We start from the raw sequence: 22,852 nt of genomic DNA on the forward strand, positions 1-22,852 counted from the left end.
TTCTCGCCGAGACCCTAGTTTAATGTCGATCGAGGAGGCTGCTCGCGATTCTGCGTGATTGCTTCCTTCAGCGGTAAGGCAGGGAGAGCGCATGCTGACGAAATCGACGCATGGTCTGAAGGATGTGGCCGAAGGACTGCTGCGTCCGCTGAGCCAGACGGAGCTGAAGCTGGCGCTGGCCGATCTTCAGGAGGCCGGCAAAAGCGAGCCGTCGGTGGCTGCGATGCTGAAGACGGAAAGCCCCTTGCGCGATTTTATCGCGGCCGTGCTGACGCTCTCGCCTTATCTGCGCGAAATCGTCAATCTCGACCCTGCCGTTCTTGCTGGCGCCATCGCTGAGCCGCTGGAGCCGCAGATCGAGACGCTGGTCGCCGAGGCGCGGGGCTGCTGGCGGCCGGACGGCGAGGGGGCCGCACCCGTGGAATCGGTGGTGATGAGCAGGCTGCGCATCATCAAGCGCAAGGTGGCCTTCCTCGTCGCGCTTGCCGATCTCTCGCGCATCTTCGACGGGAGAGTGACGACCGCATGGTTGAGCAAGCTTGCCGAAGCTTCCGTTGCCGCCGCGATCGACCATCTGCTGCTCTCGGCCCATGAGGGCGGAAAGCTCAAGCTGCGAAATCCGGCGGCGCCGAGCGAGGGGTCCGGGCTGATCGTGATCGGCATGGGCAAGCTCGGGGCGTCCGAACTCAACTATTCCTCCGATATCGATCTCGTCGTCTTCTTCGACGAAGAGGCCGGCATCGTGCCCGATCCGGATGATGCGATCGAGATCTATCCCCGGATGATGCGTCGGCTGGTGCGTATCCTCCAGGAGCGCACGGCAGACGGTTACGTCTTCCGCACCGATCTGAGATTGCGCCCCGATCCCGGCTCGACGCCGCTGGCGATCTCCGTCGACGCGGCGATGATCTACTACGAGGGCAGGGGCCAGAACTGGGAACGAGCAGCCTTCATCAAGGCGCGCGCCGTCGCCGGCGACCTGGCGGCGGGCGGTGATTTCCTGCGCGGGCTTGCTCCTTTCGTCTTCCGCAAATATCTCGATTACGCGGCGATATCAGATATTCATTCGATCAAGCGGCAGATCCATGCGCATAAGGGTCACGGCGCGATCGCGGTGAAGGGCCATAACGTCAAGCTCGGCCGCGGCGGCATCCGCGAGATCGAATTCTTTGTCCAGACGCAGCAGTTGATCGCCGGCGGCCGCATGCCGGCGCTGCGCGGCCGGGCGACGGAGGAGACGCTCGGTGAACTCACCAAGGCGAAATGGATCGACGCGGAGACCCGTGACGAGCTGACGGAGGCCTATTGGTTCTTGCGCGATGTCGAGCATCGCATCCAGATGGTGCGCGACGAGCAGACCCACCTGCTGCCGGAGACGGATGCCGACCTCAAGCGCATCGCCTTCATGATGGGCTTCACCGATACGCCGAGTTTTTCCGAACGGCTGGTCGGCGTGCTGAAGACGGTGGAGCGGCGTTATGCCCAGCTCTTCGAACAGGAGAGCAAGCTTTCCGCCGGGACCGGCAACCTCGTCTTCACCGGCCAGGGCGACGACCCGGATACGCTGGAGACGCTGAAAAAGCTCGGTTTCGACAGACCGTCCGACATTTCCCGCATCATCCGCACCTGGCATTATGGCCGCTACCGCGCGACGCAATCGGTGGAGGCACGCGAGCGGCTGACGGAACTGGCGCCGGAGCTGCTGCGCGTCTTCGGCGAAAGCAAGCGCGCCGACGAGGCGCTTTTGCGCTTCGACAGTTTCATCTCGGGCCTTCCCTCCGGCATCCAGCTCTTCTCGCTGCTCGGCAGCAACCCGGCGCTCCTGTCGCTGATCGTCAACATCATGTCCTCCGCACCGCGATTGGCCGAGGTGATCGCCGCCAAGCCGCATGTCTTCGACGGCATGCTCGACCCCGGCCTGATGGCCGAACTGCCGACGCGCGATTATCTCGGCGAGCGGTTGAAAGGCTCGCTTGCCCAGGCGCGCCACTATGAGGAAGTACTCGACCGGCTGCGCATCTTCGCCGCCGAGCAACGCTTTCTGATCGGCATCCGCCTGCTGACGGGAGCGATCAACGGCGCGATGGCCGCCCGCGCCTTCACCCATCTGGCCGATCTCATCATCGCGGCGGCACTCGATGCCGTGGTGAGCGAGATGCGCGCTGCGCACGGTGATTATCCCGGCGGGCGCATCGCCATATCAGGCATGGGCAAGCTCGGCAGCTTCGAGCTGACGGCCGGTTCCGACATCGACCTGATCCTGCTCTATGATTATGACGGCGCTGCCTCCGAATCCGACGGGCCGAAGCCGCTCGATGCGACGCGCTACTTCACCCGCATCACGCAGAGGCTGATCGCCGCCTTCTCGGCGCCGACCGCCGAAGGTGTGCTCTACGAGGTCGACATGCGGCTGCGCCCGTCCGGCAACAAGGGCCCGGTCGCCACCCGCATCAATGCCTTCGGCAAGTACCAGCGTGAGGAGGCGTGGACCTGGGAGCATATGGCGCTGAGCCGCGCACGGCTGATCTCAGGCGATGAGAGCCTGATCGCCGAGGCGGAACACATCATCCGGGAGGTCCTGTCGGCCGATCGCGATATGACCAAGGTGGCGCATGACGTCGCCGAAATGCGCGAATTGATCGATAGGGAAAAGCCGCCCTCCGGCCCATGGGACCTGAAGCTGATCCCCGGCGGCGTCATCGACCTCGAATTCATCGCGCAATATCTGGCGCTGATCGCACCGACGAAGGGTGTCGGCATTGCCGTGAACGGGATGAGCACCGGCGAAGCCTTGAAGGTGCTCGGCGACAGGCTGATGCCGGCCGCCGACCTCGATATCTGCCTCGAGGCCTTCGCCCTTTATACCGGCCTCTCACAGCTGATCCGCCTTTGCATCGATGGCCTGTTCGATCCGGAGGACGCGCCGGCCGGCCTCATCGAACTCGTCTGCCGCGCCGGCGACTGCCCTGATATCAGGACGCTGGAGGGGGAAGTGAAGCGGCTTTCGAAGGCGGTGAGGAAAATATTCCTCAGTACGGTGAAAGCCTAAACATCATCCGGAATACGCAGCGAGATCACCGTACCCACAGCTTCGCGGGAGCGGATCTTCATGCGGCCGCCATGCAGCGCAGTCAGCGAGCGGGAGATGGCGAGGCCGAGGCCGGAGCCGCCTTTGCTCTTGGCGTACTGGCTCTGCACCTGCTCGAAAGGCTGGCCGATCTTCGAGAGCGCCGAGCGTGGGATGCCGATGCCGGTGTCGGCGATGGTGACGACGACGGCGCCATCGATGCGGCGAGTGCGCACCGCGATGCGGCCGCCATTGTCGGTGAACTTCACGGCGTTGGACAGCAGGTTGAGCAGCACCTGCTTCATTGCCCGGCGGTCGGCCATCAGCGTCAGACCGGAGCAAATGTGCTGGTCGATGACGATGTTCTTTTCGGCGGCCGGAATGGCGGTGAAGCGCAGGCTTTCCTCGATCAGCGGCACCAGATCGATGCGCTCGCGGTGGAGCTTGAGGTGGCCGGCCTCGATCTTCGACATGTCGAGAATGTCGCTGATGACGTTGAGCAGATGTTTGCCGCTGTCATGGATGTCGCGAGCATATTCGTCGTATTTCGCCGAACCGAGCGGCCCGAACATCTGGTTCTGCAGGATTTCGGAAAAGCCGAGGATGGCGTTGAGCGGCGTGCGCAGCTCATGCGACATGTTGGCGAGAAATTCCGATTTCGCCTTGTTGGCGGCCTCGGCGCGCTCCTTTTCCGCCTGGTAATTGGCGTTCGCCGTCGAGAGCTCGGATTTCTGGATCTCCAGCGTCTGGCGTGAGGCGGAAAGATCGCCGATCGTCGCCATCAGCCGGCGCTCGGATTCGCGCAGCCGCTCCTGATGGCGTTTCATCAGCGTAATGTCGGTGCCGACGGAGACCTTGCCGCCGTCGCGGGTGCGGCGTTCGTTGATCTGCAGCCAGCGCTCGTCGGCGAGCTGTACCTCCGTGGTGCGCCCCGAGCCATCGGCATCGGCGACCCGCCGCTCGATGACGGGGCGGGCGGCGGCTGCATTGACGATCGAGCGCTCGGTGCCGGGCACGAGCACGCTGTCCGGCAGGCCGTAGGCCTGCTGGAAATGGGTGTTGCACATGACGAGGCGGTCGTTCTTGTCCCACAGCACGAAGGCTTCCGAGGTGCATTCGATGGCGTCGGCGAGCCGCTGGTCGGCTTCCGCATAGCGCTGGGCGAGCCGGTGCTGTTCGGTCACGTCCATGGCGATGCCGATGAGGTGCACGCGGCCGGAATTGCTGCGGATCACCTGGGCGCGGGCGCGCATCCAGACATAGTGGCCGCCGGCGTGGCGCATACGGAAGATCTGATCGACCTGGCCGGAATGGCCGTTGGCGATGGCGCGTGCGATCTCGTAGAGCCCGCCGTCATCCGGATGCATCAGCCGTGCGGCCTCGCCGAAGCTCATCGTCTTGTCGGAGCCCGGCAGGCCGAGCATGTCGTACATCGAGCGGGACCAGAAGAATTCCCGGTTCTCGAAATCGAAATCCCAGAGGCCGCAGCGGCCGCGAGACAGCGCCGTCTCGACGCGCAGGTTCGATTCGAGGAAGATGTCGTCGGCGTCGCGAGCGCGCTTCACCTGCGTGTAGTAGGCATAGAGGATCACGAGCAGGATCGACGAGATGCCGGCGAAAAGCGTGACGTTGAGCGCCAGCTCCTCGCGCCAGAGCCGGCTGATCTCGTCGAGCGAGGTGGCGGCGACGATATAGCCGCCGGCATTGCCCATCAGCGTGATCTCGGCATAGTGCGGCACGCCGCCGATCGTCGTCTCGATGACGCCGGCGCGATCGCCGAAACGGCGGATCGCCGAAACCTCGGGGAAGAAATCGCCGACATTGCTGCCGACATGCGAAAGCCCGGCGGTCGTCGCGGCAAAAACCTTGCCGCTGGCCTGCACGAGCAGCACGAAAGCGCCGCTGTCCAGCCGGTCCTGAGGCAGGAACTTGGCGAGGCGGGCCTGCGCCTTGTCGATGTCGCCGCTGTCGAAAATATCGGCCGCATCGGCAAACACGGCAGAGGCGGTGGCTGCCGAAAGCGCCGTCTCATGGCGAGCCGAGGATTCCAGGCGCGCATATTCGTTCATCATGCCGAAGAAATGCGAAGCGGCGACGACGGAGAGGAAGGCAATGATCAGAGCCGGGATGGCGCGCTTCAGGGCCAGTTCCGCCTTCGGCAAGTGACGAAGAAGCGGTTCCGATTTCGCATGACCGGAAAGGCTGTCGCGCCAGGCTTTCAGCCCGCCAAAATCGACACGCAGCCGTCCTCCGGCCACGGTTGCCCGCCGCACGTCCATCATCTCTTCGCCTTGTCCCTCGTGTGATTCGCGCGCCGCTCGCTCGAACCTGACCTAGAGAATCATGGGTGATTCGCCTTGTCCAGAGGCAAAGGTAAAAATCCGTTAACTATTTAGATTTTCGGGTTTTTCGGCTGATTCGAATCAGCTGGGCGGCCAGCCGCCGCATCTTGGGCCGCGGCTGGTCGATCGAAATTACCCCTTAAGCGTGCGCTCGACGATATCACGCACGTCGGTCGAAAGGGCGGGCGCGCGCTCGATCTCGGCAAGCGCGGCGCGCGCATGTTCCGCGCGCATCGGCTCTAGCGAGCGCCAGGAACGCATCGAGGTGAGGATACGTGCGGCAAGCTGGGGGTTGCGCTCGTCGATATCGAGAATCTGGCCGGCCAGGAAGCGATAGCCTTCGCCGTCGGCACGGCCGAAACCGGTCGGATTGGCAAAGGCGAAGGTGCCGACCAGCGACCGCATCCGGTTGGGATTGGTCCGCTTGAACAGCGGATTGTCCATCAGGGTGCGAACCCGCTCCAGGGCTTTCGCGCCCGGAATGCCGGCCTGGATGGCGAACCATTTGTCGATGACGAGCGCGTTCTCGGCGAAACGGTCGCGGAAGGTGGCGAGAGCCTCGCTCGTTTCCGCGCTGTCGGGGAAACGATGGGCGAGAATCGTCAGCGCGTAGCTGAGATCGGTCATGTTCTTGGCTGCATCGAAGGCGGCCTTGGCGCGGGCCGGCGTCTGTTCGGCGTAGGAGAGATAGGTGAGGGCGGTATTGCGCAGCGCGCGCAGGCCGGCGCTCCTCGCGTCCGGGCTGAAATCGTCCGGTGTCGCCGTTGCATAAAGGGCGGCAAAGACATCCTTTCCGGCATCGGCGATCTGTTTCAGGACCGCCTGCCGGCCGGCATGGATGGCATCCGGATCGTTGTTGCCGCCGAGTTCGCGGGCAATGTCGGATTCGCTCGGCAGCGCCAGCGCCTGGGCACGGAAGGCAGGCTCGAGGCTCTCGTCGGCGGCCGCTGCAATCAGCGTCTCGACGAAGGTCGCTTCGCAGGCGACAGGCTTGCCCTCGCGGGCGTCGCGCGCTGCCTTCAGGAGGTTCGGCAGGGCCAGATCCGTCAGCGCCTGCCAGCGGGCGAAATGATCCGTCTCGTGGCGGGCGAGATGGGCGAGATCGGCAGGGCTCTGGTCGAAATGCAGGTTGATCGGCGCCGAGAAGCTGCGGTTGATCGAAACGACCGGCCGCGAGCCGATGCCGTGGAACACCGCCGTCTGCGTGCGGCCCGTGAGATGCAGCACCTCGTCGGCATATTCGGCGCCTTCGACCGAAGTCGGCTCGATCTTGCCGCCGTTTTCGCCGAAGAGCGCGAGGCTGAGCGGAATATGCATCGGCTCCTTGCTCGGCTGGCCGGGGGTAGCGGGCGTCATCTGCTCGAGCGACAGGGTGAAGCTGCCGGCTGCCGCATCGTAGCTGCCCGATGCGGTGACGAGCGGGGTGCCTGCCTGATGGTACCAGAGCGAGAATTGTTTGAGGTCGCGGCCGCTTGCATCTTCGAAGCACTTGACGAAATCCTCGATCGTCGCAGCCTGCCCGTCGTGCCGGTCGAAATAGAGGTCCATGCCCTTCTTGAAGCCATCCTTGCCGAGCAGGGTCGCGATCATGCGCGTGACTTCGCTGCCCTTCTCGTAGACGGTCGTCGTATAGAAGTTATTGATTTCGCGGTATTTCGTCGGCCGTACCGGATGGGAGAGCGGGCCGCTGTCCTCGGGAAACTGCTCCGATTTCAGGTGGCGCACCTCGGCGATGCGCTTGACCGGGCGCGAGCGCTGGTCGGACGAGAATTCGTGGTCGCGATAAACCGTCAGGCCTTCCTTGAGGCAGAGCTGAAACCAATCGCGGCAGGTGATGCGGTTGCCGGTCCAGTTATGGAAATATTCATGCGCGATGATCGCTTCGATATTCGCATAGTCCGCATCGGTCGCGATTTCGGGATCGGCAAGGACGTATTTATCGTTGAAGATATTGAGGCCCTTGTTCTCCATCGCGCCCATGTTGAAGTCGGAGACGGCGACGATCATGAAGATGTCGAGATCGTATTCGCGCCCGAACCGCTCCTCGTCCCATTTCATCGAGCGCTTCAGCGCGTCCATGGCATAGGCCGCGCGCGGCTCCTTGCCGTGCTCGACATAGATCTTCAGCACCACCTCGCGGCCGGACATAGTCGTGAACGTGTCTTCGACGACGCCGAGATCACCGGCGACCAGCGCGAAAAGATAGCTCGGCTTCGGATGCGGGTCGAACCATGCGGCGAAATGCTTGCCCGGGCCGTAGCCGGCGCCGCCGAGGAAGTTGCCGTTCGACAGCAGCAGCGGGTTGGCATCCTTGTCGGCGATGATGTTGACCGTAAACGGCGCAAGCACATCGGGGCGATCGGGGAAATAGGTGATGCGGCGGAAGCCTTCCGCCTCGCATTGCGTGCAGTAGATGCCGCCGGTGCGGTAAAGGCCCATCAGCTTGGTATTGGCCTCGGGATTGATGATCGTCGTGATCGTCAGCTCGAACGGCGCGCTTTCCGGCAGGTCGCGCACCGTCAGGCCGTCCGGTGTCGCGTCATAACGCGAAGGGTCGAGTTCCACCTGGTCGAACAGCAGCCCGGACAGCGTCAGTTCGTCGCCGTCGAGAACGATCGGCGCTGCCGGATCGGCGCCCGGGCGGCGATGAAAGATCAGGCGCGCCTCGACCTTCGTCTCCGTCGGGTCGAGTTCGAAAGTCAGGTCCACGCGTTCCAGCACGAAGTCGGTGGGACGGTAATCTGCCAGATGAATGACCTGGCCGGTATCTGTTCGCATGGTGTTTCCTGAAGACCGTTATTGGACACTGCGGAATACAGAGGCGGGCGCACTCTGCCATAAATTTGCCGGGCATGATTACATTAAAGTCTGAACTAAAGTTAAAGCAAATTGCCCGCGAACACGAAGTTCGCGGGCAAAATATCTTATTCCGGATTGATGAAGCCAACGGCCGCAGGAAAGACCGCTATTTCAGATTGAGCGCCGCCTTGATCGCCGCGTCGCTTTCCGTCCGCTGTACGACCACGCCGTACCAGCCGAGCCCGTCGTAATCCTCGTAGCCGAGGGTGCGCGCGAAGGCGACGATCGAGCCGTTATTGTCGTAGTAGCTGCCCTTTGCCTGACCGGACGGATTGGCGAGCGCGAAATGGGAAAAGAGCAGGGCGGGATTGGTGGTGGCGATCACCCGGCTCTTGCCGTCGATGAGCATGACCGTCGTCTTTTCCGCCAGCTGCGGCGGCAGGTTCGCCTCTTTCTCGACGACCGCCTGGCCCTGGTTCTGCCAGTCGAAATAGACGCCGAGCGTGCCGATCAGCCGCCCGTCGAGCTTGCCGTTTTCGCGGATGCCCGTGGCATAGACGAGCGCATGCCTGTTGTCGTGCAGCGGACTGGCCTTGACCTCGTCGACGATGTAGGCGTCGCCGGAGGCGCAGGCTGCTGCCGCCCGGAACCAGGGATCGCCGGCGAGGCTCTTTCCGGCGAGCTTGCGCTGGAAATCGGGATTGGCCGATGCCATCACCTTGCCCGAGAGATCGGTCATGACCAGATCGAGATAGACGGTGTAGAAGCGGTTGATGACGCCGAGACGTTCCGCCGCGAAGGCGACGGTTTCCTGGCCCGGCTGCTGCAGCGCCTGCCAGAGCGCCGGGTCCGTCGCCCACCAGCGCACATCGGCCGTGCGCTCGAAGAGGTTGCGCACGATCAGCTGCACCAGCGCCTGCGCGAGATCCGTCAGGCGAACGCCCTCCATCTCCTCGACCAGTGAATCGGCCATGGCGCGGCTGAGGCCGATGCGGCCGAGCACATTGCTCTCGAACCTGCCGGTGATGTCGGTTGCGATCTGCGCCAGCCTCTGCACCTCGTTGGCGACGACCGCAAAACCCTTGCCGGTCTCGCCGGCCCTTGCCGCCTCGATCAGAGCGTTGATCGCCAGCAGCTTGATCTGTTTCACGATATGGGTGTTATCGGCGCTGAACCGTTCGAGGTCGGTGCTGATGCCGTCCGTGACGACACGCATGGAGCGCGGTGTCGCATTCTGCGACTGGGCAATCGTTTCTGCGCTGAGCGGCTTCATCAAAATGATCCTGGGAGAAGGGGCAATCGTTTGGCGAGGAAGGAAATTTCGGTGCAAGTGACGAAAAACGATGCGTGGCTATGGTTTTCAATTGGTTAACGCCGAGCGCCGAGAGCGGAACATTTTAGGGCGAATGGTTCAAAGAGAAGAAAATTTGCGGCGGCAAGCGCGGTTGGGCTGCGGCCGGCGCCGATTTTGCGATTCTCCCGCGGTGTTCGCCATTTTTTCGCCCATTCCGATTTTCTTTCGCTACGATGGAAACGTCATCCGTTGCGTTCCCGAGTCGAACGCGTCTCCCCGTTCCTGTGAAGTCAGCATCAAGAGCCAGGATCATGCACTCGGTTCTCAGAAACCCGATGAGAGGCATTGCGCTGAAAGTCTCGTCGGTCGTGGTCTTCCTGGCCATGCAGACCTTCATCAAGCTGGCCGGCTCGGACATTCCGCCTGGACAGGTCACCTTCTGCAGGTCCTTTTTCGCGCTTTTTCCGATCATGGCCTATCTCGCCTATATCGGGCAGCTGCGCGCCGCCTTCTATACGGCCAATCCGGTCGGCCATCTCAAGCGCGGCACGATCGGCATCATGTCGATGGCTTTCGGTTTTTACGGGCTCCTGCATCTGCCGCTGCCGGAAGCGATCGCACTCGGCTACGCGCTGCCGCTCGTTGCCGTCATCTTCGCCGCAGTTTTTCTCGGCGAGACCGTGCGCGTGTACCGCTGGAGCGCCGTGCTGGTCGGCATGGTCGGCGTCGCCATCGTCTCCTGGCCGAAGCTCACGCTGTTTCGTGACGGCGGCATGGAGGCAGAGCAGGCGGTCGGTGCGCTGGCGGTGCTGCTTTCGGCCGTTCTCGGCGGCATGGCGATGATCCAGGTGCGCCGCCTCGTCGAGGAAGAAAAGACAGCGACGATCGTGCTTTATTTCTCGCTCACCGCATCGGTCTTTTCGCTGGCTTCGCTTCCTTTCGGCTGGCTCGTCCTGCCATGGCCGTCGGCGATCTATCTGATCGCGGCCGGATTTTGCGGCGGCGTCGCCCAGATCCTTTTGACGGAAAGCTATCGCCATGCCGACGTCTCCACCGTCGCGCCGTTCGAATATACCTCGATCCTGCTCGGCAGCATCGTCGCCTATTTCGTCTTCGGCGACGTGCCGAGCGTCACCATGCTGATCGGCACGGCGATCGTCGTCGCCGCCGGCATCTTCATCATCTATCGCGAGCATCAGCTGGGCATCGAGCAAAGGGAGGCGCGAAAGGCCACGACGCCTCAAGCCTGAAGATCGGCAAGCGCGCGACGGTTTGAACGCAGTGATTGCCGCAGCTTGAAAAATGCGCTCAACGGCTGAAAGGATGGTGATTTCTAGGGATACCGATGACTGGTGGAATATGATTTTTGAACATGAGAGAGTATCATTTATTCGATGCCGTGCATGTCTGAATGGCCGCTGATGCCGGAGGAGTTTCCGGTAGCGCTGCTCCGAACGCTGGCCTGCGAACGGAGGTGGAGAAAAGCATAATGGCATTCACGGCGGAGCAATTGGCGGGGAACTGCTCCTTCCTGATGAGCATCCGCTTTTTGGCCGGGCAGCTGCGCGGCATGTTCGATGCCGGCCCGCGGCTGGCGCGATTGCTCGCCTCCCAGCAGCGCTGGCTTCTGACCCAGACTGCCTATGCCCTCAACCTCGAATATGATCCGCGCGACCCGACGTCGGGCTTTACCGCCGTGCGGCTGACCGGGCGCATCACCGCCCATAAGGTGGCAAGCCGCAACACCGTGCTTGCCTTCATCGAGGAACTCTACACCTACCGCTTCATCACCCACACGCCCGGCGACGAGCGGCGGCGGCCGCGCCATTTCGAACCGGCCGAAGTCAGCCATCAGGCTATGTTTGCGTGGATTCTCGGCAATCTCGCCGCACTCGACCTGCTCGACGGCGGCGAAAGGGCAGCCACTTTTCAAGCAAATCCTTCATTGATGAGGCTCATCCAGCCGCGTATTGCCCGCCATTGCCTGGAAGACGCCGCCTGGCGCGAGCCGCCGGAGCAGGTGGCGCTGTTTCTCTGGACGGAGGCCGGCGGACTGGTCGTCGACCACTTTATGGCCCGGATGGATATCGAAAACGCCGAGTTGGACAGGTTCCCCGTCGGCCGTGTCGAAACCCGCGCGCTCGCGAGCGATTTCATGATGTCGCGCACCCATCTGCAGCGGCTGCTGGCAAAGGCGGCGCAGCGCGGCTGCGTCGGCTGGCAGGACGAAACGCGCAAGACGCATCTGTGGGTATCGCGGGATTTCGTCGAGCAATATTGCGCCTGGCAGGCGGTCAAGTTCGCCTATGTCGACGAAGCCTTCGAATGGGCGACCTCACCCGCTCGAAAATCGGAATCGGCAACGCCCGACGCCTAAGCTCAAACGACTGTACGTCCGATCAGAGAACGATTGCCGCAGCGCTTGTGCCGGCATCGCCCGGCTTGACCCGCTCGCGCTCATATTCCCGCGCGGCGCAGACCGCGGCGCGGATATGTTCGAACGTGTCGATGTTGCGCAGAAGCGATATCAGGATCGTGGACATGCAAGCTACTCTTGACGCGGAGGGCAGGCGAAGCGCCTGCCGCTCAATATTGCTGGAAGTCGGAGAAGACGGCGGTCGGGCGCGCCGTGCGGCTGTTGACGCCGGTGCCGCGGGCAACCATCTGTTCGTTCGTGGCAAAACCGAAACGGCTGTAGCCGTGCGTGGAACGAACTTGGTCGCCGGCGAGGCGAAGGGTTTCAAACCCGCAATGGATAGGACGAAAACGCTTGTTCATGGCCTTGGTTCCTGTGATTCCTCCCAAGACACAGGCCTATATTGCAATGCAGCATAAATTCCGCAATGCGTCATAACGCGATGCAGCTATGCGAAAAACGCATGGGCTGTTTCACAAATTATTCAACTTCGGCTAATTTCTGAGCAGCGAGAGGGACTTAAGCTTCGCCTGAAAAGCGAGCAGGTCGTTCCAGGCCAGCCGTTTATTGACGGGTGCGGTTAACAGATCCTGAGGATGAAGGCTGGCGATCGCGGGAATGGCGTGCTCGGCGACGGCGATTTCCTTCCAGCGGCCGCGCAGGCCGTGAATCGTATCGTTTTCCCCGAAGAAGAAGCGTGCCGAAAAATTGCCGAGCAGCAGGATCACCTTGGGTTCGGCCAGCGCGATCTGCCGCTCGATGAAGGGCCGGCAGATATCCACTTCCGCCTGAGACGCCGGGCGATTGCCGGGCGGACGCCAGGGGATGACCTGCGTCAGCAGGATCGCCGAACGCGTCAGCCCGATTGCGGCCAGCATCTTGTCAAACAATTGGCCGGATTTTCCCGAGAACGGCGTGCCCTCACGATCGTCTTCAGCGCTCGGGGCCGAACCGATCACCATGATTCCGCTCGCCGCATCGCCGTCGGCAAAGATGGTCGAGCGGGCGCTATGCTTGAGATTGCAGCCGTTGAAGCCTTCGATCGCGGTCTTGAGTTCGCCGAGCGAGCGCGCGGCTTCGGCAACGAAACGCGCCTGCTGCACGGCCTCGCCGTCGGGGATGGCAGGTTGCGGGCCGGAAGCGGCGCGTTCGGCCGGAGCCGGGCGCGCGGCCGCAGTCGGGCGCGGCGATGCCTGGCGTTCGGCAGGGACGGGGCGCTCCTGCTGGGCCTGCGCCGCCGGACGGCGGGCGGCCTTCATCGCCTCGAACTCGGCGAAGCGATCGATCGCCTCTTCCTCCAGCAGCCATTCCACGCCGGCATCCGCATGGAAATGCAGAAGCGCTGCCAGTTCGGCGGGGGAAAGGTCTTGGGCGGAGATCATGCGGCAAGTCTAGCGGAGAGAAATGGGCATTGAAAGGGCGGCCGGCATATTGGCCGCCCTTGGCTGTTCTATTGCACAGTCCATTGCGCGATGTCGTCGCGTTCGCCGATCAGCGCCAGGCCATGGGCGATCGACAGAAGCTCACCGCCGGTCTCGATCCGGTCGCGGTCGAAGCGCTCGGTGAAGATGCGGCGCACGGCCGGCACGAAGGAAGTGCCGCCGGTCAGGAACACCTTGTCGATGTCGGCCGCTTTCGTCTCGGTCTTGTCGAGCACGTCGTCGAGCGCGCCTTCGATGCGGGCGAGATCCTCGGCGATCCAGCCCTCGAAGTCGCTGCGCTTGATGCTGCGATGGCCGCTGCGGCCAAGCGGGGCGAAATCGAAAGGCGCCTCCTCCGAGGTCGAAAGCGCCATCTTCGTCGCCGACACCGCCTGGTAGAGGGGATAGCCCTCGTCATGGTCGATCAGGTCGATGAAAATTTCGAGCTTCTCCGGCTCCAGGCTGGTGCGCACCAGTTTCTTCAGGTCCTCGAATTCGCGCGTGGTCTTGAAGATCGACAGCTGGTTCCAGCGGCCGAAGCTGGAATAGTAGTTCGACGGCACTTCGAGGATCTTGTCGAAGCTCTTGAAATGGCTGCCCTTGCCGATCAGCGGCGCGACGATGTTGTCGATCATCCTGTAATCGAAATGATCGCCGGCCACACCGACGCCGGAATGGCCGATCGGCGTTGCCGTCAGCTTGCCGGCGATGGTTTCGAAGCGGATCAGCGAATAGTCGGTCGTGCCGCCGCCGAAATCGGCGACCAGCACGGTCGCATCCCGCTTCAGGTTCTGCGCGAAGTAGAAGGCGGCTGCGACCGGCTCGTAGACATAGTGGATTTCGGGAAAGCCGAAACGCGACAGCGCCTCGTTGTAGCGCTCGGTCGCGAGCGCAGGATCGGGGCTGGCGCCGGCAAAATGCACCGGCCGACCCGTGACGATGCGGCTGACGTCGGCAGGCCAGCTGTCGCCGGCATAGTTGCGCAGGCGCCGCACGAAGACTTCCATCAGATCTTCGAAACTGTGCCGCTTGGCGTAGATCAGCGTGCCCTGGAACAGCGCGCTCGCCGCAAAGGTCTTGATCGACTGCAGGAAGCGGCATTCGCCGGGATTGTCGATGAACTGGCGGATCGCCGCATGGCCCGCTTCCACCTTCAGCGCCGCGGCGCCGAGCTGGCCGTCCTTCATGAAGGAGAGTGCGGTGCGCATGCTGTCGGCCGTGCCCGCCGTGCTCGTGAACGCCATCGAGCGCGTTGCCCCGCCATCCGCCATGGCGAGAACCGTATTCGTCGTGCCAAAGTCGAAACCCAGCGCCTGAGCCATGCCCGCACCTCTTCATGCCGATTGTTATTGGAGACGGAGCCGTCGCTCCGCGAAAGGGCGCAGGGGCGCCCGAATTCAGGAGGGCGGGTGATGCCACAGGGGCGTGACACATTCAAGCGAATTGAAGGCCGATATGCTGAGAGGCGCGCATCTTCTCCCGCTTGGAGAGAAGGCACGCGCCCCAAAAGTTGAATCGGCAATGCCGGGATCAGCGGGCCGTCATCACTCGGCAGCCATTGCGCGCGCCTCTTCCACCACCGGCTCCTCGATCTTCTTCTGGCCGAGCAGGCGGCCGAGGAAGTTTCCGAAGCGATCCATCTCGACGAAGATGACGGGGGTGATGAAGAGCGTCAGCAACTGCGAGACGACGAGGCCGCCGACGACGGCGATGCCGAGCGGCTGGCGCAGCTCCGAGCTTGCGCCGGTGCCGAGCGCGATCGGCAGGGCGCCGAGCAGGGCGCAGAAGGTCGTCATCATGATCGGCCGGAAGCGCCGCACGCAGGCCTCGTGGATCGCCGCTGTCGCCTTTTCGCCCGTCGTTCGCATGGTCTCCACCGCGACGTCGATCATCATGATCGCGTTCTTCTTGACGATGCCGATCAGCATCAGGAGCCCGATGAGAGCGATGATCGAAAGGTCGAAGCCCATGATCTTTAGCGCCAGCAGCGCACCGAAGGCCGCCGCCGGCAGGCCGGAGAGAATGGTCAGCGGATGGATGAAGCTCTCATAGAGCACACCGAGCACGACATAGATGGTCAGCACGGCCGCCAGGATCAGGTAGGGCGTATTGCCCTGCGACTGCTGGAAGATCTCCGCCGTACCGCCATAGGAGGTGAAGACGTCGGCCGGCATGGAGATGTCCTTCTTGATCTGCTCGATCGCCGCGGTCGCGTCGCTGAGCGACACGCCCTTCGGCAGGTTGAAGGAAACGGTGGTCGAGACGAGTTGGCCGGTCTGGTTGATGGTGACGGGGCCGGTGGTGCGCTGGACATGCGCGAAGTTCGAAAGCGGCACCAGGCTGCCATTGGACGAGGCGACGCGGATCTCCGACAGCTTCTGGTCGTCCCAGGGTTTGCTGGTGTCGTATTCGACGATCACGTCGTAGCTGTCGCCGGTCGACTGGATTTCGGCGGCGGCATAACCGCTGAAGGATTCCTGCAGCGTCGTGCGCAGCGTGTCGTTGTCGATCCCGTAAGCGGCTGCCCGCTCGGTATCGATGACGATATTGGCCTGCAGGGCGTTGTTCTGGGCATCCGAGGTGACGTCGGTGAACAGGCGTTCCTTACGCATCGCCGCCTGGATCTTGTCGGCCCAGAGGTTGGTCTGGTCGGCGCTCAGCGCCTGGATGACCAGCTGATACTGGCTGGCGGTCTGGCGGCCGCCGAAGCGCAGGCTCTGGTTCGGCGTCACGAAGGCCTGCAGTCCGGGGATCTTGTTGATCGCAGTGCGCAGCTCGCGCAGCGTCTGGTCCAGCGGCGGACGCTCCTTCTTGTCCTTGAGCTCGACGAACATCGAGCCGTTGTTCTGCGGCTTATTCGGATTGCCGCCGATCGTCGACATCACGTGGTTGACGGCGGGGTTGGCCTTGACGGCGGCTGCCGCCTGCAGCTGCAGCGCCTCCATGGCGGAATAGGAAATGTCCTGCCTGGCCTGCGTGCTGATCGTCAGGCGGCCGATATCCTCCTGCGGGAAGAAGCTCGTCGGCAGCGTCATGAAGAAATAGATCGTCAGCGCGACCGAGCCGAGGAAGACGCCGAGGATCGTGACACGATGGCGAAGACACCAGCCGACGGCCCTGTCGTAGCCGTTGAGCGTCCGCTCGAAGCCGGCATCGAAGAGGCGGATCAGAAGCGGCGGGCGGCTGTGATTGTTCGACAGGCGCGAGCCGAGCATGGGTGTCACGGTCAGCGAGACGATCGCCGAGGAGATGATGGCGATGGCGACCACCATGCCGAATTCGTTGAACACCCGGCCGACGACGCCGCCCATCAGCAGGATCGGAATGAAGACCGCGATCAGCGAAACCGACATGGAAATGATGGTGTAGCTGACTTCGCCGGCGCCCTTGATCGCCGCCTCCCGCACCGGCATGCCTTCCTCGACATGGCGCAGGATGTTTTCGAGCATGACGATCGCGTCGTCCACCACGAGCCCCACCGCGAGCGTCAGCCCGAGCAGGGAGATGTTGTCGATACTGTAGCCGAGCACATACATCATGCCGAAGGTCGCAATCAGCGACAGCGGAACGGCAAGCCCCGGAATGATCGTTGCCGTGGCATGGCCGGTGAAGAGGTAGATGACGAGAACGACGAGGCCGATCGTCAGCAGCAGCGTGAACTTCACGTCGGCGATGGCGGCCCGGATCGGCTTTGCGGCGTCGTTCATGACGACTGTCGTGACCGAAGATGGAATTTCGGCGTGAAGCTGCGGCAGCTTGGCGTTGATCGCATCGACGACGTCGACGGTGTTGGCGTCCGGCTGCCGCTGGATGGCGAGGATGATGCCGCGCTGGCCGTCATACCAGCTGCCGGTATACTGGTTCTCGACGCTGTCCTGCACATCGGCGATATCGCCGAGGTGGATCGGTGCGCCGTTCGGATTGGCGATGACGAGCGAGCGGAACTGGTCGGCGTTGGTGCGCTGTGTGTTCGCCGTGATGGTCATGCTCTGCGAATTGTTCTGCAGGGTGCCCACGGGCTGCTGGCTGTTGGCGGCGGCAAGCGCCTTGTTGACGGTATCGATGCCGATGCCGCGGGTGAGCAGCTTGTTGGGATCGACCTCGACGCGCACGGCATAGGTCTGCGCGCCGTAGACGCTGACCTGGGCAACGCCGGGAAGCGTGGAAAGCGACGGCGAGATGATGTCTTCGGCGATTTCGTCGAGCTTGCTGCGCGGCATGGTGTTGCTCTGCACGGAGAGCAGCATGACCGGCGCATCGGCCGGGTTCGTCTTGCGGTAGCTCGGCGGCGTCGTCAGGTTATCGGGCAGCTGCCGGGTCGCATGTGAGATCGCCGCCTGCACGTCGGCTGCGGCCGCGTCGATATCGCGATTGAGGTCGAATTGCAGCACGATGCTGGTGCTGCCGAGCGAGCTCGAGGCACTGATTTCGCTGATCCCGGGGATGGTCTCGAACTGCTTGATCAACGGTGTCGAGACCGAGGTTGCCATCGTTTGGGGCGAGGCGCCGCTCAGCTGTGCCGAAACGTTGATGGTGGGAAAATCGACTTGCGGCAGTGCTGCGACCGGCACCAGCTGATAACCGGCCAGGCCGGCCAGAATGACGCCGATCGCAAGCAGCGTCGTCGCGACGGGGCGTTGGATGCAGAAATTTGGGATCATTGCTGAGCTCCCACCGCGATCGTCTGGGTCTGCTGCTGTTGCTGGGGCTCTTCGGCGGAGGCGACATCAAGCGTCTTGTCGTCGAACTGCTCCTTGATCGCCTGCTGGTCGGTGAGCTGGCCCTGGCCCTCGACGACGACGTGATCGCCTTCAGAAAGGCCCGATTCGATGGCGGTAAAGCCGCCATTGGCGCGGGCGACGGTGACCGGGGTCAGATGCGATTTGCCGTCCTTGGCGACGAAGGCGAAGAACCCGTCCGGGCCGGGGCTGACAGCAACCGTCGGCACGACCACCTGCTGCTCTTCATTGTCGAAATGCACGATGATGTTGACCGACTGGCCGGGCCAGAGCGCGCCGGAGGCGTTCTCAAATTTCGCCTTGGCGAGGATCGTGCCGGAAGCCGTGTCGACGGTATTGTCGTAGAAGCTGATCTCGCCCTTCCTGACCTGCCCCTTGGTGGAGGAGGGAACCGTGCTGACCTCGACCGGGCCGGCTGCGAGCGCGTTTTTCAACTCACGCAGATAGCGTTCCTGCAGGTGGAATTTCACATAGATCGGATCGTATTTCGCGATGGTGACGATCGCCGAGCCGGCATTGACGAAGGCGCCCTTGCTGATGGTGATGTCGCCGAGCCGGCCGTCGAACGGCGCGCGAATGTCGGTATTCTCGAGTATGATCTGGTCCGAGGCAAGCGTCGCCTTGTCCGCATCGACCGTGGCCGCGGCGGTGTCGCGGGCGGCTCTCGCCTGATCGAGGCTTTGCTGGGTGCCAGCCTTCTGGTCGAAGAGGTCTTGGGCGCGCACCAGCGCCGTTTCGGATTCCGAAAGCGTTGCGGTGTCGCGTACGATCATCGCATTGTCCTTGTCGACGGCCGCCTTGGCCGTCCGGTCGTCCAGCTTGGCGATCAGGTCCCCGGCTTTGACGGTTGCGCCATCCTTGGCACTAATGCTGACGATCAGACCCTGCTCTTGCGCCGCAATGGTCGTGTTGTCTTCGGCATCGGCCCAGCCGGAAGCCGTCACATCCGTCGGCAGCGCCGTTTTCACCGCTGCGACCGTTTTGACGACGGTCGGGCCGCCGCCACCGCGTCGGCGCCCGCCTCCCTGATGCTGCCCGCCGTCTTGTGCCTGATCGGCCTGCGCCTGCTGGGCGCCGCCATTGCCGCCTGCAGGCTGTTTGATCAGCTGCGAGAGATAGGGAATGTGGGAGGCATACGGGATCAGATTCCCGAATTGCCAGAAGCCGACGGCGGCAACAGCGATAACGCTGACGGTGATCCAAAATTTCTTCATGGGCGAGACCGGTCTTTGGGCAAGGTTGCTGGGGCAAGGTTGCGAAAATTTATGCCCAGATTGAGCCACTTCTATTGCGGCGCAAAAAAGACATAATTCACCGGTCGCGATCACTAAGTAGTTATAAGGGCTTAAATTTTTGTAATGAATATTCCGTAATATTCAAACTATACTAATATAATGCCAGTGTAACCTCACGCGGTTTGACGGGCAAATTCTGACCAGGGATGACGTCGACCTGCAGCTCCGTCCATTGCGCGGCAAGAAGGCGGAAGAAAGAGAAGGTAGGTCGTCATGACCGAGTTGGACGCCAGCGAATTTCGCTCTCTCATTACAAGCGTGTTTCCTCATCTCACCGGCGCTGTCTTCAAACTGGCGGCGAAGGGATGGGATTCGATAGCGGTCGACGTCGATGACACGCTGATCTTCAAATTCCCCCGCGATCTCAGCGCGGAACGGGCGCTTCGCAAGGAAGCTGCCTTGCTCGGCGTCGTGCGGCCGTCGCTGTCGATGGCAGTACCCGACATGCGCATTCACGAAGGGCCGCCGTTCTTCTCCAGCCACACCAAGATCGAAGGCGAACACCTGATCACCGAGGATTACGAAGCACTCGGGGAGGGCGACCGTCGGCGCCTTGCGGATGATCTGGCGCGGTTTTACGCCGAGCTGCATGTGATCGAGACCGATCGCATGCATGAGGCCGGTGCCGGGGCGATCCAGCCGTGGCAATCGCCGGAAGCCGTGCGAACCAAGGCACTGCCGCTGTTGCCGCCTGAGATCAGGCGTTTTGCGCAGAGGGTCGTTTCCGATTTCGAAATTCTGCCGCCCGATCCCTATGGAAATATCTACGGCTTCTTCGACGGCCACGGCTGGAACATGGCCTTCGACCATGGGCAAAAACGGCTCAACGGTATCTACGATTTCGCCGATTCCGGCTTTGGCCCGCTGCACCAGGAGTTCATTTATTCGAACTTCATATCGCCGGATCTGACGGCGCGTATCGTATCGGCCTATGAAAGCCTGACCGGGCGCAGGCTCGACCGGCGGCGCATTGCCATCCTGACGGGCTTCCATCGCCTCTCCGAGCTCGCCGAGCTTGCAGACGATCCTGCTAACGTCGAACAGATGGTGCGAAGTGCCGCGGCATGGGCCACCGTCGCGGCCCGCGCGGATTGAGCGCGGCCGTCAGACGGATCGGGCAGCGCCGCCGTCACAGCGGATGAGCGAGCCGGTGATATAGCTCGCCGGCTGGCTGCAAAGGAAGGCGGCGGTTGCGGCGAACTCCTCGACCTTGCCGTAGCGGCCGACCGGAATGCGCGCTTCCTTGTCGGCACGGATCTCTTCGAGGCTCTTGCCTGTCCGCTTCGCCGCGGCGCCGTCGAGGTCGTCGAGCCTTCCCGTCAGGATGCTGCCCGGCAGGAGCAGGTTTGTGGTGACGCCGAAGCCTGCCACTTCTGATGCAAGCGTCTTGCTCCAGCCGGCAAGGGCCGGGCGCAGCGTATTCGACAGCGCCAGATTGGCGATCGGTTCGATCACGCCCGACGAGGCGACCGTCAGGATGCGGCCCCAGCCCTGCGCCTTCATGCCGGGCAGCAGCGCGTTGGTGAGCGTGATCACGCGGGCGACCATGGAGAGGAAATAGGTCTCGAGCTTTTCGGCCGTCATGTCCTCGGTCGTGCCGGGTGTCGGGCCGCCGGTATTGTTGACGAGGATATCGAGCCCGCCGAATTTTTCCTTCACCGCCGTCGTGACTGTCTCGACGAAGCGCTCGTCGCCGAGATCGGCCCAGATCCAGTCGGCCTTGCCCTTGCGTTCGGCGTTGATCGCCTTGCAATTGGCTTCCAGCTGTTCGCCGCTGCGCCCGCACAGCAGCACGTTTGCGCCCTCCTGCGCCAACGCCGCGGCGATGCCGAGGCCGAGGCCGCGTGAGGAGGCAAGAACGAGCGCGCGTTTGCCTTCGATGCCGAGATCCATGACTTTGTCCTCCGATATCCTAGAGCGATGTATAAGGCGCAAGCGGCGGAAAAGGAAAGGGAGGCTGACGGGCTTGCCGCCGTTTGATAATTGACGTTCACGTAAACGTTATATACTCCTGACGGAGTAGGCCTATCATTGTGCGAATTGGAAGATCGGCTGTCGTATCTCGGCTCGACAATCCGATCTCGTTTTGACAAGAAGTGCTCATGAGGGATGAGGCCGCCTGCGGCCAAGCGGAGACGAATGGATGAGCGAGATGACTGACCTGCCCGAACGCGAGAGCATGGAATTCGACGTCGTGATCGTCGGCGCCGGTCCTGCCGGTCTGGCGGCGGCGATCCGGCTGAAGCAGGTCGATCCGGAACTGTCGGTCGTGGTGCTGGAGAAGGGCGCCGAGGTCGGCGCCCATATCCTGTCGGGTGCGGTGGTCGATCCGATCGGCATCGACCGGCTGCTGCCCGGCTGGCGCGAGGATGGTGATCATCCCTTCAAGACCGAGGTGACGGCCGATCATTTCCTGGTGCTCGGCCCGGCCGGCTCGATCCGTTTGCCGAATATGCTGATGCCGCCGCTGATGAACAATCACGGCAACTACATCGTCTCGCTCGGAAACGTCTGTCGCTGGCTGGCAACCAAGGCGGAAGAACTCGGCGTCGAGATCTATCCGGGCTTTGCCGCAACCGAAGTGCTCTACAATGAGGCGGGTGCCGTCATTGGCGTCGCCACCGGCGACATGGGCATCGAGAGAAACGGCGAGCCCGGCCCGAACTATACCCGCGGTATGGAACTGCTCGGCAAATACGTGCTGATCGGCGAAGGCGTGCGCGGTTCGCTCGCCAAGCAACTGATCGCCAAGTTCGATCTGCAGAAAGACCGCGAGCCGCAGAAGTTCGGCATCGGCATCAAGGAACTCTGGCAGGTCAAGCCCGAGAACCACAGGCCGGGCCTGGTGCAGCACTCCTTCGGCTGGCCGCTCGGCATGAAGACCGGCGGCGGTTCCTTCCTCTATCATCTCGAAGATAATCTGGTGGCGGTCGGCTTCGTCGTCCACCTGAACTACAAGAACCCCTATCTCTATCCCTTCGAGGAGTTCCAGCGCTTCAAGACCCATCCGGCGATCCGCGGAACCTTCGAGGGCGGCAAGCGGCTCTCCTATGGCGCTCGCGCCATCACCGAGGGCGGCTACCAGTCTGTGCCGAAGCTCACCTTCCCGGGCGGCGCGCTGATCGGCTGTTCGGCCGGTCTCGTCAACGTGCCGCGCATCAAGGGCAGCCACAATGCGGTGCTGTCGGGCGTGCTGGCGGCTGAGAAGGTGGCGGCGGCGATCGCATCAGGCCGCAGCCATGACGAGGTCATCGAGATCGAGACCGAATGGCGCAATGGCGACATCGGCAAGGACCTGAAGCGGGTGCGCAACGTCAAGCCGCTGTGGTCGAAGTTCGGCACGGCGGTCGGTGTGGCGCTCGGCGGTCTCGACATGTGGACCAACACGCTGTTCGGCTTTTCCTTCTTCGGCACGCTTGGTCATGGCAAGACCGATGCGCAGTCATTGGAGCCGGCCGCAAACCACAAGCCGATCGCCT

At 62.8% G+C, this 22,852-nt stretch carries 15 protein-coding genes; 5 read left to right on the forward strand and 10 right to left on the reverse strand.

The genetic code is table 11. The features are described from left to right. Positions 1-91: 91 nt before the first annotated feature. Positions 92-3,049 (forward strand): bifunctional [glutamine synthetase] adenylyltransferase/[glutamine synthetase]-adenylyl-L-tyrosine phosphorylase, encoded by a 2,958-nt coding sequence (locus ATY78_RS10655; RefSeq protein ID WP_088682311.1) that lies wholly within the window; start codon positions 92-94, stop codon positions 3,047-3,049. On the opposite strand, the gene ATY78_RS10660 is transcribed toward ATY78_RS10655, so the two are convergent. The 3 genes from ATY78_RS10660 to ATY78_RS28975 all read right to left on the reverse strand — a co-directional run bounded on the left by ATY78_RS10660 (position 3,046) and on the right by ATY78_RS28975 (position 9,481). Further along, positions 3,046-5,349: a PAS domain-containing sensor histidine kinase gene (locus ATY78_RS10660; RefSeq protein ID WP_088682312.1), complete on the reverse strand. Its 2,304-nt coding sequence runs from the start codon at positions 5,347-5,349 to the stop codon at positions 3,046-3,048. The two genes, ATY78_RS10655 and ATY78_RS10660, sit on opposite strands and share 4 nt — an antisense overlap. 192 nt (positions 5,350-5,541) lie before the next feature. Further along, positions 5,542-8,187, reverse strand: coding sequence for an aminopeptidase N (gene pepN / locus ATY78_RS10665; protein ID WP_088682313.1), 2,646 nt, complete (start codon positions 8,185-8,187; stop codon positions 5,542-5,544). 187 nt (positions 8,188-8,374) lie between these two features. Beyond that, entirely contained in the window at positions 8,375-9,481 is a 1,107-nt protein-coding gene (locus ATY78_RS28975; RefSeq protein WP_088682314.1) for a methyl-accepting chemotaxis protein, read from the reverse strand. 332 nt (positions 9,482-9,813) lie between these two features. Between ATY78_RS28975 and ATY78_RS10680 the strand changes: the two genes are divergently transcribed. Together ATY78_RS10680 and ATY78_RS10685 are read left to right on the forward strand one after the other, a co-directional pair. Next, on the forward strand, positions 9,814-10,752 hold the full coding sequence (locus ATY78_RS10680) for a DMT family transporter (protein WP_088682315.1): 939 nt from the start codon (positions 9,814-9,816) through the stop codon (positions 10,750-10,752). Positions 10,753-10,991: 239 nt separating this feature from the next. Then, on the forward strand, positions 10,992-11,879 hold the full coding sequence (locus ATY78_RS10685; protein WP_088682316.1) for a hypothetical protein: 888 nt from the start codon (positions 10,992-10,994) through the stop codon (positions 11,877-11,879). A gap of 22 nt (positions 11,880-11,901) precedes the next feature. Here ATY78_RS10685 and ATY78_RS28545 read toward each other — a convergent pair whose 3' ends face one another. The 6 genes from ATY78_RS28545 to ATY78_RS10710 all read right to left on the reverse strand — a co-directional run bounded on the left by ATY78_RS28545 (position 11,902) and on the right by ATY78_RS10710 (position 19,292). Beyond that, complete coding sequence (locus ATY78_RS28545; protein ID WP_190237433.1) at positions 11,902-12,045, reverse strand: hypothetical protein; 144 nt, start codon at positions 12,043-12,045, stop codon at positions 11,902-11,904. 43 nt (positions 12,046-12,088) lie between these two features. After that, a complete protein-coding gene (locus tag ATY78_RS10690; protein ID WP_088682317.1) occupies positions 12,089-12,280 on the reverse strand; it encodes a hypothetical protein in 192 nt (63 codons plus the stop codon). Positions 12,281-12,412: 132 nt separating this feature from the next. Next, entirely contained in the window at positions 12,413-13,300 is an 888-nt protein-coding gene (locus tag ATY78_RS10695; RefSeq protein ID WP_088682318.1) for a uracil-DNA glycosylase, read from the reverse strand. Positions 13,301-13,368: 68 nt separating this feature from the next. Next, positions 13,369-14,661, reverse strand: a complete 1,293-nt coding sequence (locus ATY78_RS10700; protein WP_088682319.1) for an Hsp70 family protein — start codon at positions 14,659-14,661, stop codon at positions 13,369-13,371. A 222-nt stretch (positions 14,662-14,883) separates the two neighbouring features. After that, positions 14,884-18,000: an efflux RND transporter permease subunit gene (locus tag ATY78_RS10705; protein WP_088682320.1), complete on the reverse strand. Its 3,117-nt coding sequence runs from the start codon at positions 17,998-18,000 to the stop codon at positions 14,884-14,886. Beyond that, positions 17,997-19,292, reverse strand: coding sequence for an efflux RND transporter periplasmic adaptor subunit (locus ATY78_RS10710; RefSeq protein WP_088682321.1), 1,296 nt, complete (start codon positions 19,290-19,292; stop codon positions 17,997-17,999). Before ATY78_RS10710 ends, ATY78_RS10705 begins: the two co-directional genes overlap by 4 nt. A gap of 294 nt (positions 19,293-19,586) precedes the next feature. Between ATY78_RS10710 and ATY78_RS10715 the strand changes: the two genes are divergently transcribed. Further along, complete coding sequence (locus tag ATY78_RS10715) at positions 19,587-20,468, forward strand: aminoglycoside phosphotransferase family protein (RefSeq protein WP_088682322.1); 882 nt, start codon at positions 19,587-19,589, stop codon at positions 20,466-20,468. 9 nt (positions 20,469-20,477) lie between these two features. Here the strand turns inward: ATY78_RS10715 and ATY78_RS10720 are convergent, their stop codons facing one another. Then, on the reverse strand, positions 20,478-21,266 hold the full coding sequence (locus ATY78_RS10720) for an SDR family oxidoreductase (RefSeq protein WP_088682323.1): 789 nt from the start codon (positions 21,264-21,266) through the stop codon (positions 20,478-20,480). Positions 21,267-21,516: 250 nt separating this feature from the next. Between ATY78_RS10720 and ATY78_RS10725 the strand changes: the two genes are divergently transcribed. After that, positions 21,517-22,852 (forward strand): NAD(P)/FAD-dependent oxidoreductase (locus ATY78_RS10725; protein ID WP_088682324.1); only part of this gene is annotated, 1,336 nt, incomplete at its 3' end.

Source organism: Rhizobium sp. R635 (genome assembly GCF_002211285.1).
Classification (GTDB): domain Bacteria; phylum Pseudomonadota; class Alphaproteobacteria; order Rhizobiales; family Rhizobiaceae; genus Rhizobium.

Coding starts and splice junctions, on each gene's coding strand:
- ATY78_RS10715 (WP_088682322.1), top strand. CDS start 19,587: ATGACCGAGTTGGACGCCAGCGAATTTCGCTCTCTCATTACAAGCGTG.
- ATY78_RS10655 (WP_088682311.1), top strand. CDS start 92: ATGCTGACGAAATCGACGCATGGTCTGAAGGATGTGGCCGAAGGACTG.
- ATY78_RS10680 (WP_088682315.1), top strand. CDS start 9,814: ATGCACTCGGTTCTCAGAAACCCGATGAGAGGCATTGCGCTGAAAGTC.
- ATY78_RS10660 (WP_088682312.1), bottom strand. CDS start 5,349: ATGATGGACGTGCGGCGGGCAACCGTGGCCGGAGGACGGCTGCGTGTC.
- ATY78_RS28975 (WP_088682314.1), bottom strand. CDS start 9,481: ATGAAGCCGCTCAGCGCAGAAACGATTGCCCAGTCGCAGAATGCGACA.
- ATY78_RS10695 (WP_088682318.1), bottom strand. CDS start 13,300: ATGATCTCCGCCCAAGACCTTTCCCCCGCCGAACTGGCAGCGCTTCTG.
- ATY78_RS28545 (WP_190237433.1), bottom strand. CDS start 12,045: ATGTCCACGATCCTGATATCGCTTCTGCGCAACATCGACACGTTCGAA.
- ATY78_RS10700 (WP_088682319.1), bottom strand. CDS start 14,661: ATGGCTCAGGCGCTGGGTTTCGACTTTGGCACGACGAATACGGTTCTC.
- pepN (WP_088682313.1), bottom strand. CDS start 8,187: ATGCGAACAGATACCGGCCAGGTCATTCATCTGGCAGATTACCGTCCC.
- ATY78_RS10720 (WP_088682323.1), bottom strand. CDS start 21,266: ATGGATCTCGGCATCGAAGGCAAACGCGCGCTCGTTCTTGCCTCCTCA.
- ATY78_RS10710 (WP_088682321.1), bottom strand. CDS start 19,292: ATGAAGAAATTTTGGATCACCGTCAGCGTTATCGCTGTTGCCGCCGTC.
- ATY78_RS10705 (WP_088682320.1), bottom strand. CDS start 18,000: ATGATCCCAAATTTCTGCATCCAACGCCCCGTCGCGACGACGCTGCTT.
- ATY78_RS10685 (WP_088682316.1), top strand. CDS start 10,992: ATGGCATTCACGGCGGAGCAATTGGCGGGGAACTGCTCCTTCCTGATG.
- ATY78_RS10690 (WP_088682317.1), bottom strand. CDS start 12,280: ATGAACAAGCGTTTTCGTCCTATCCATTGCGGGTTTGAAACCCTTCGC.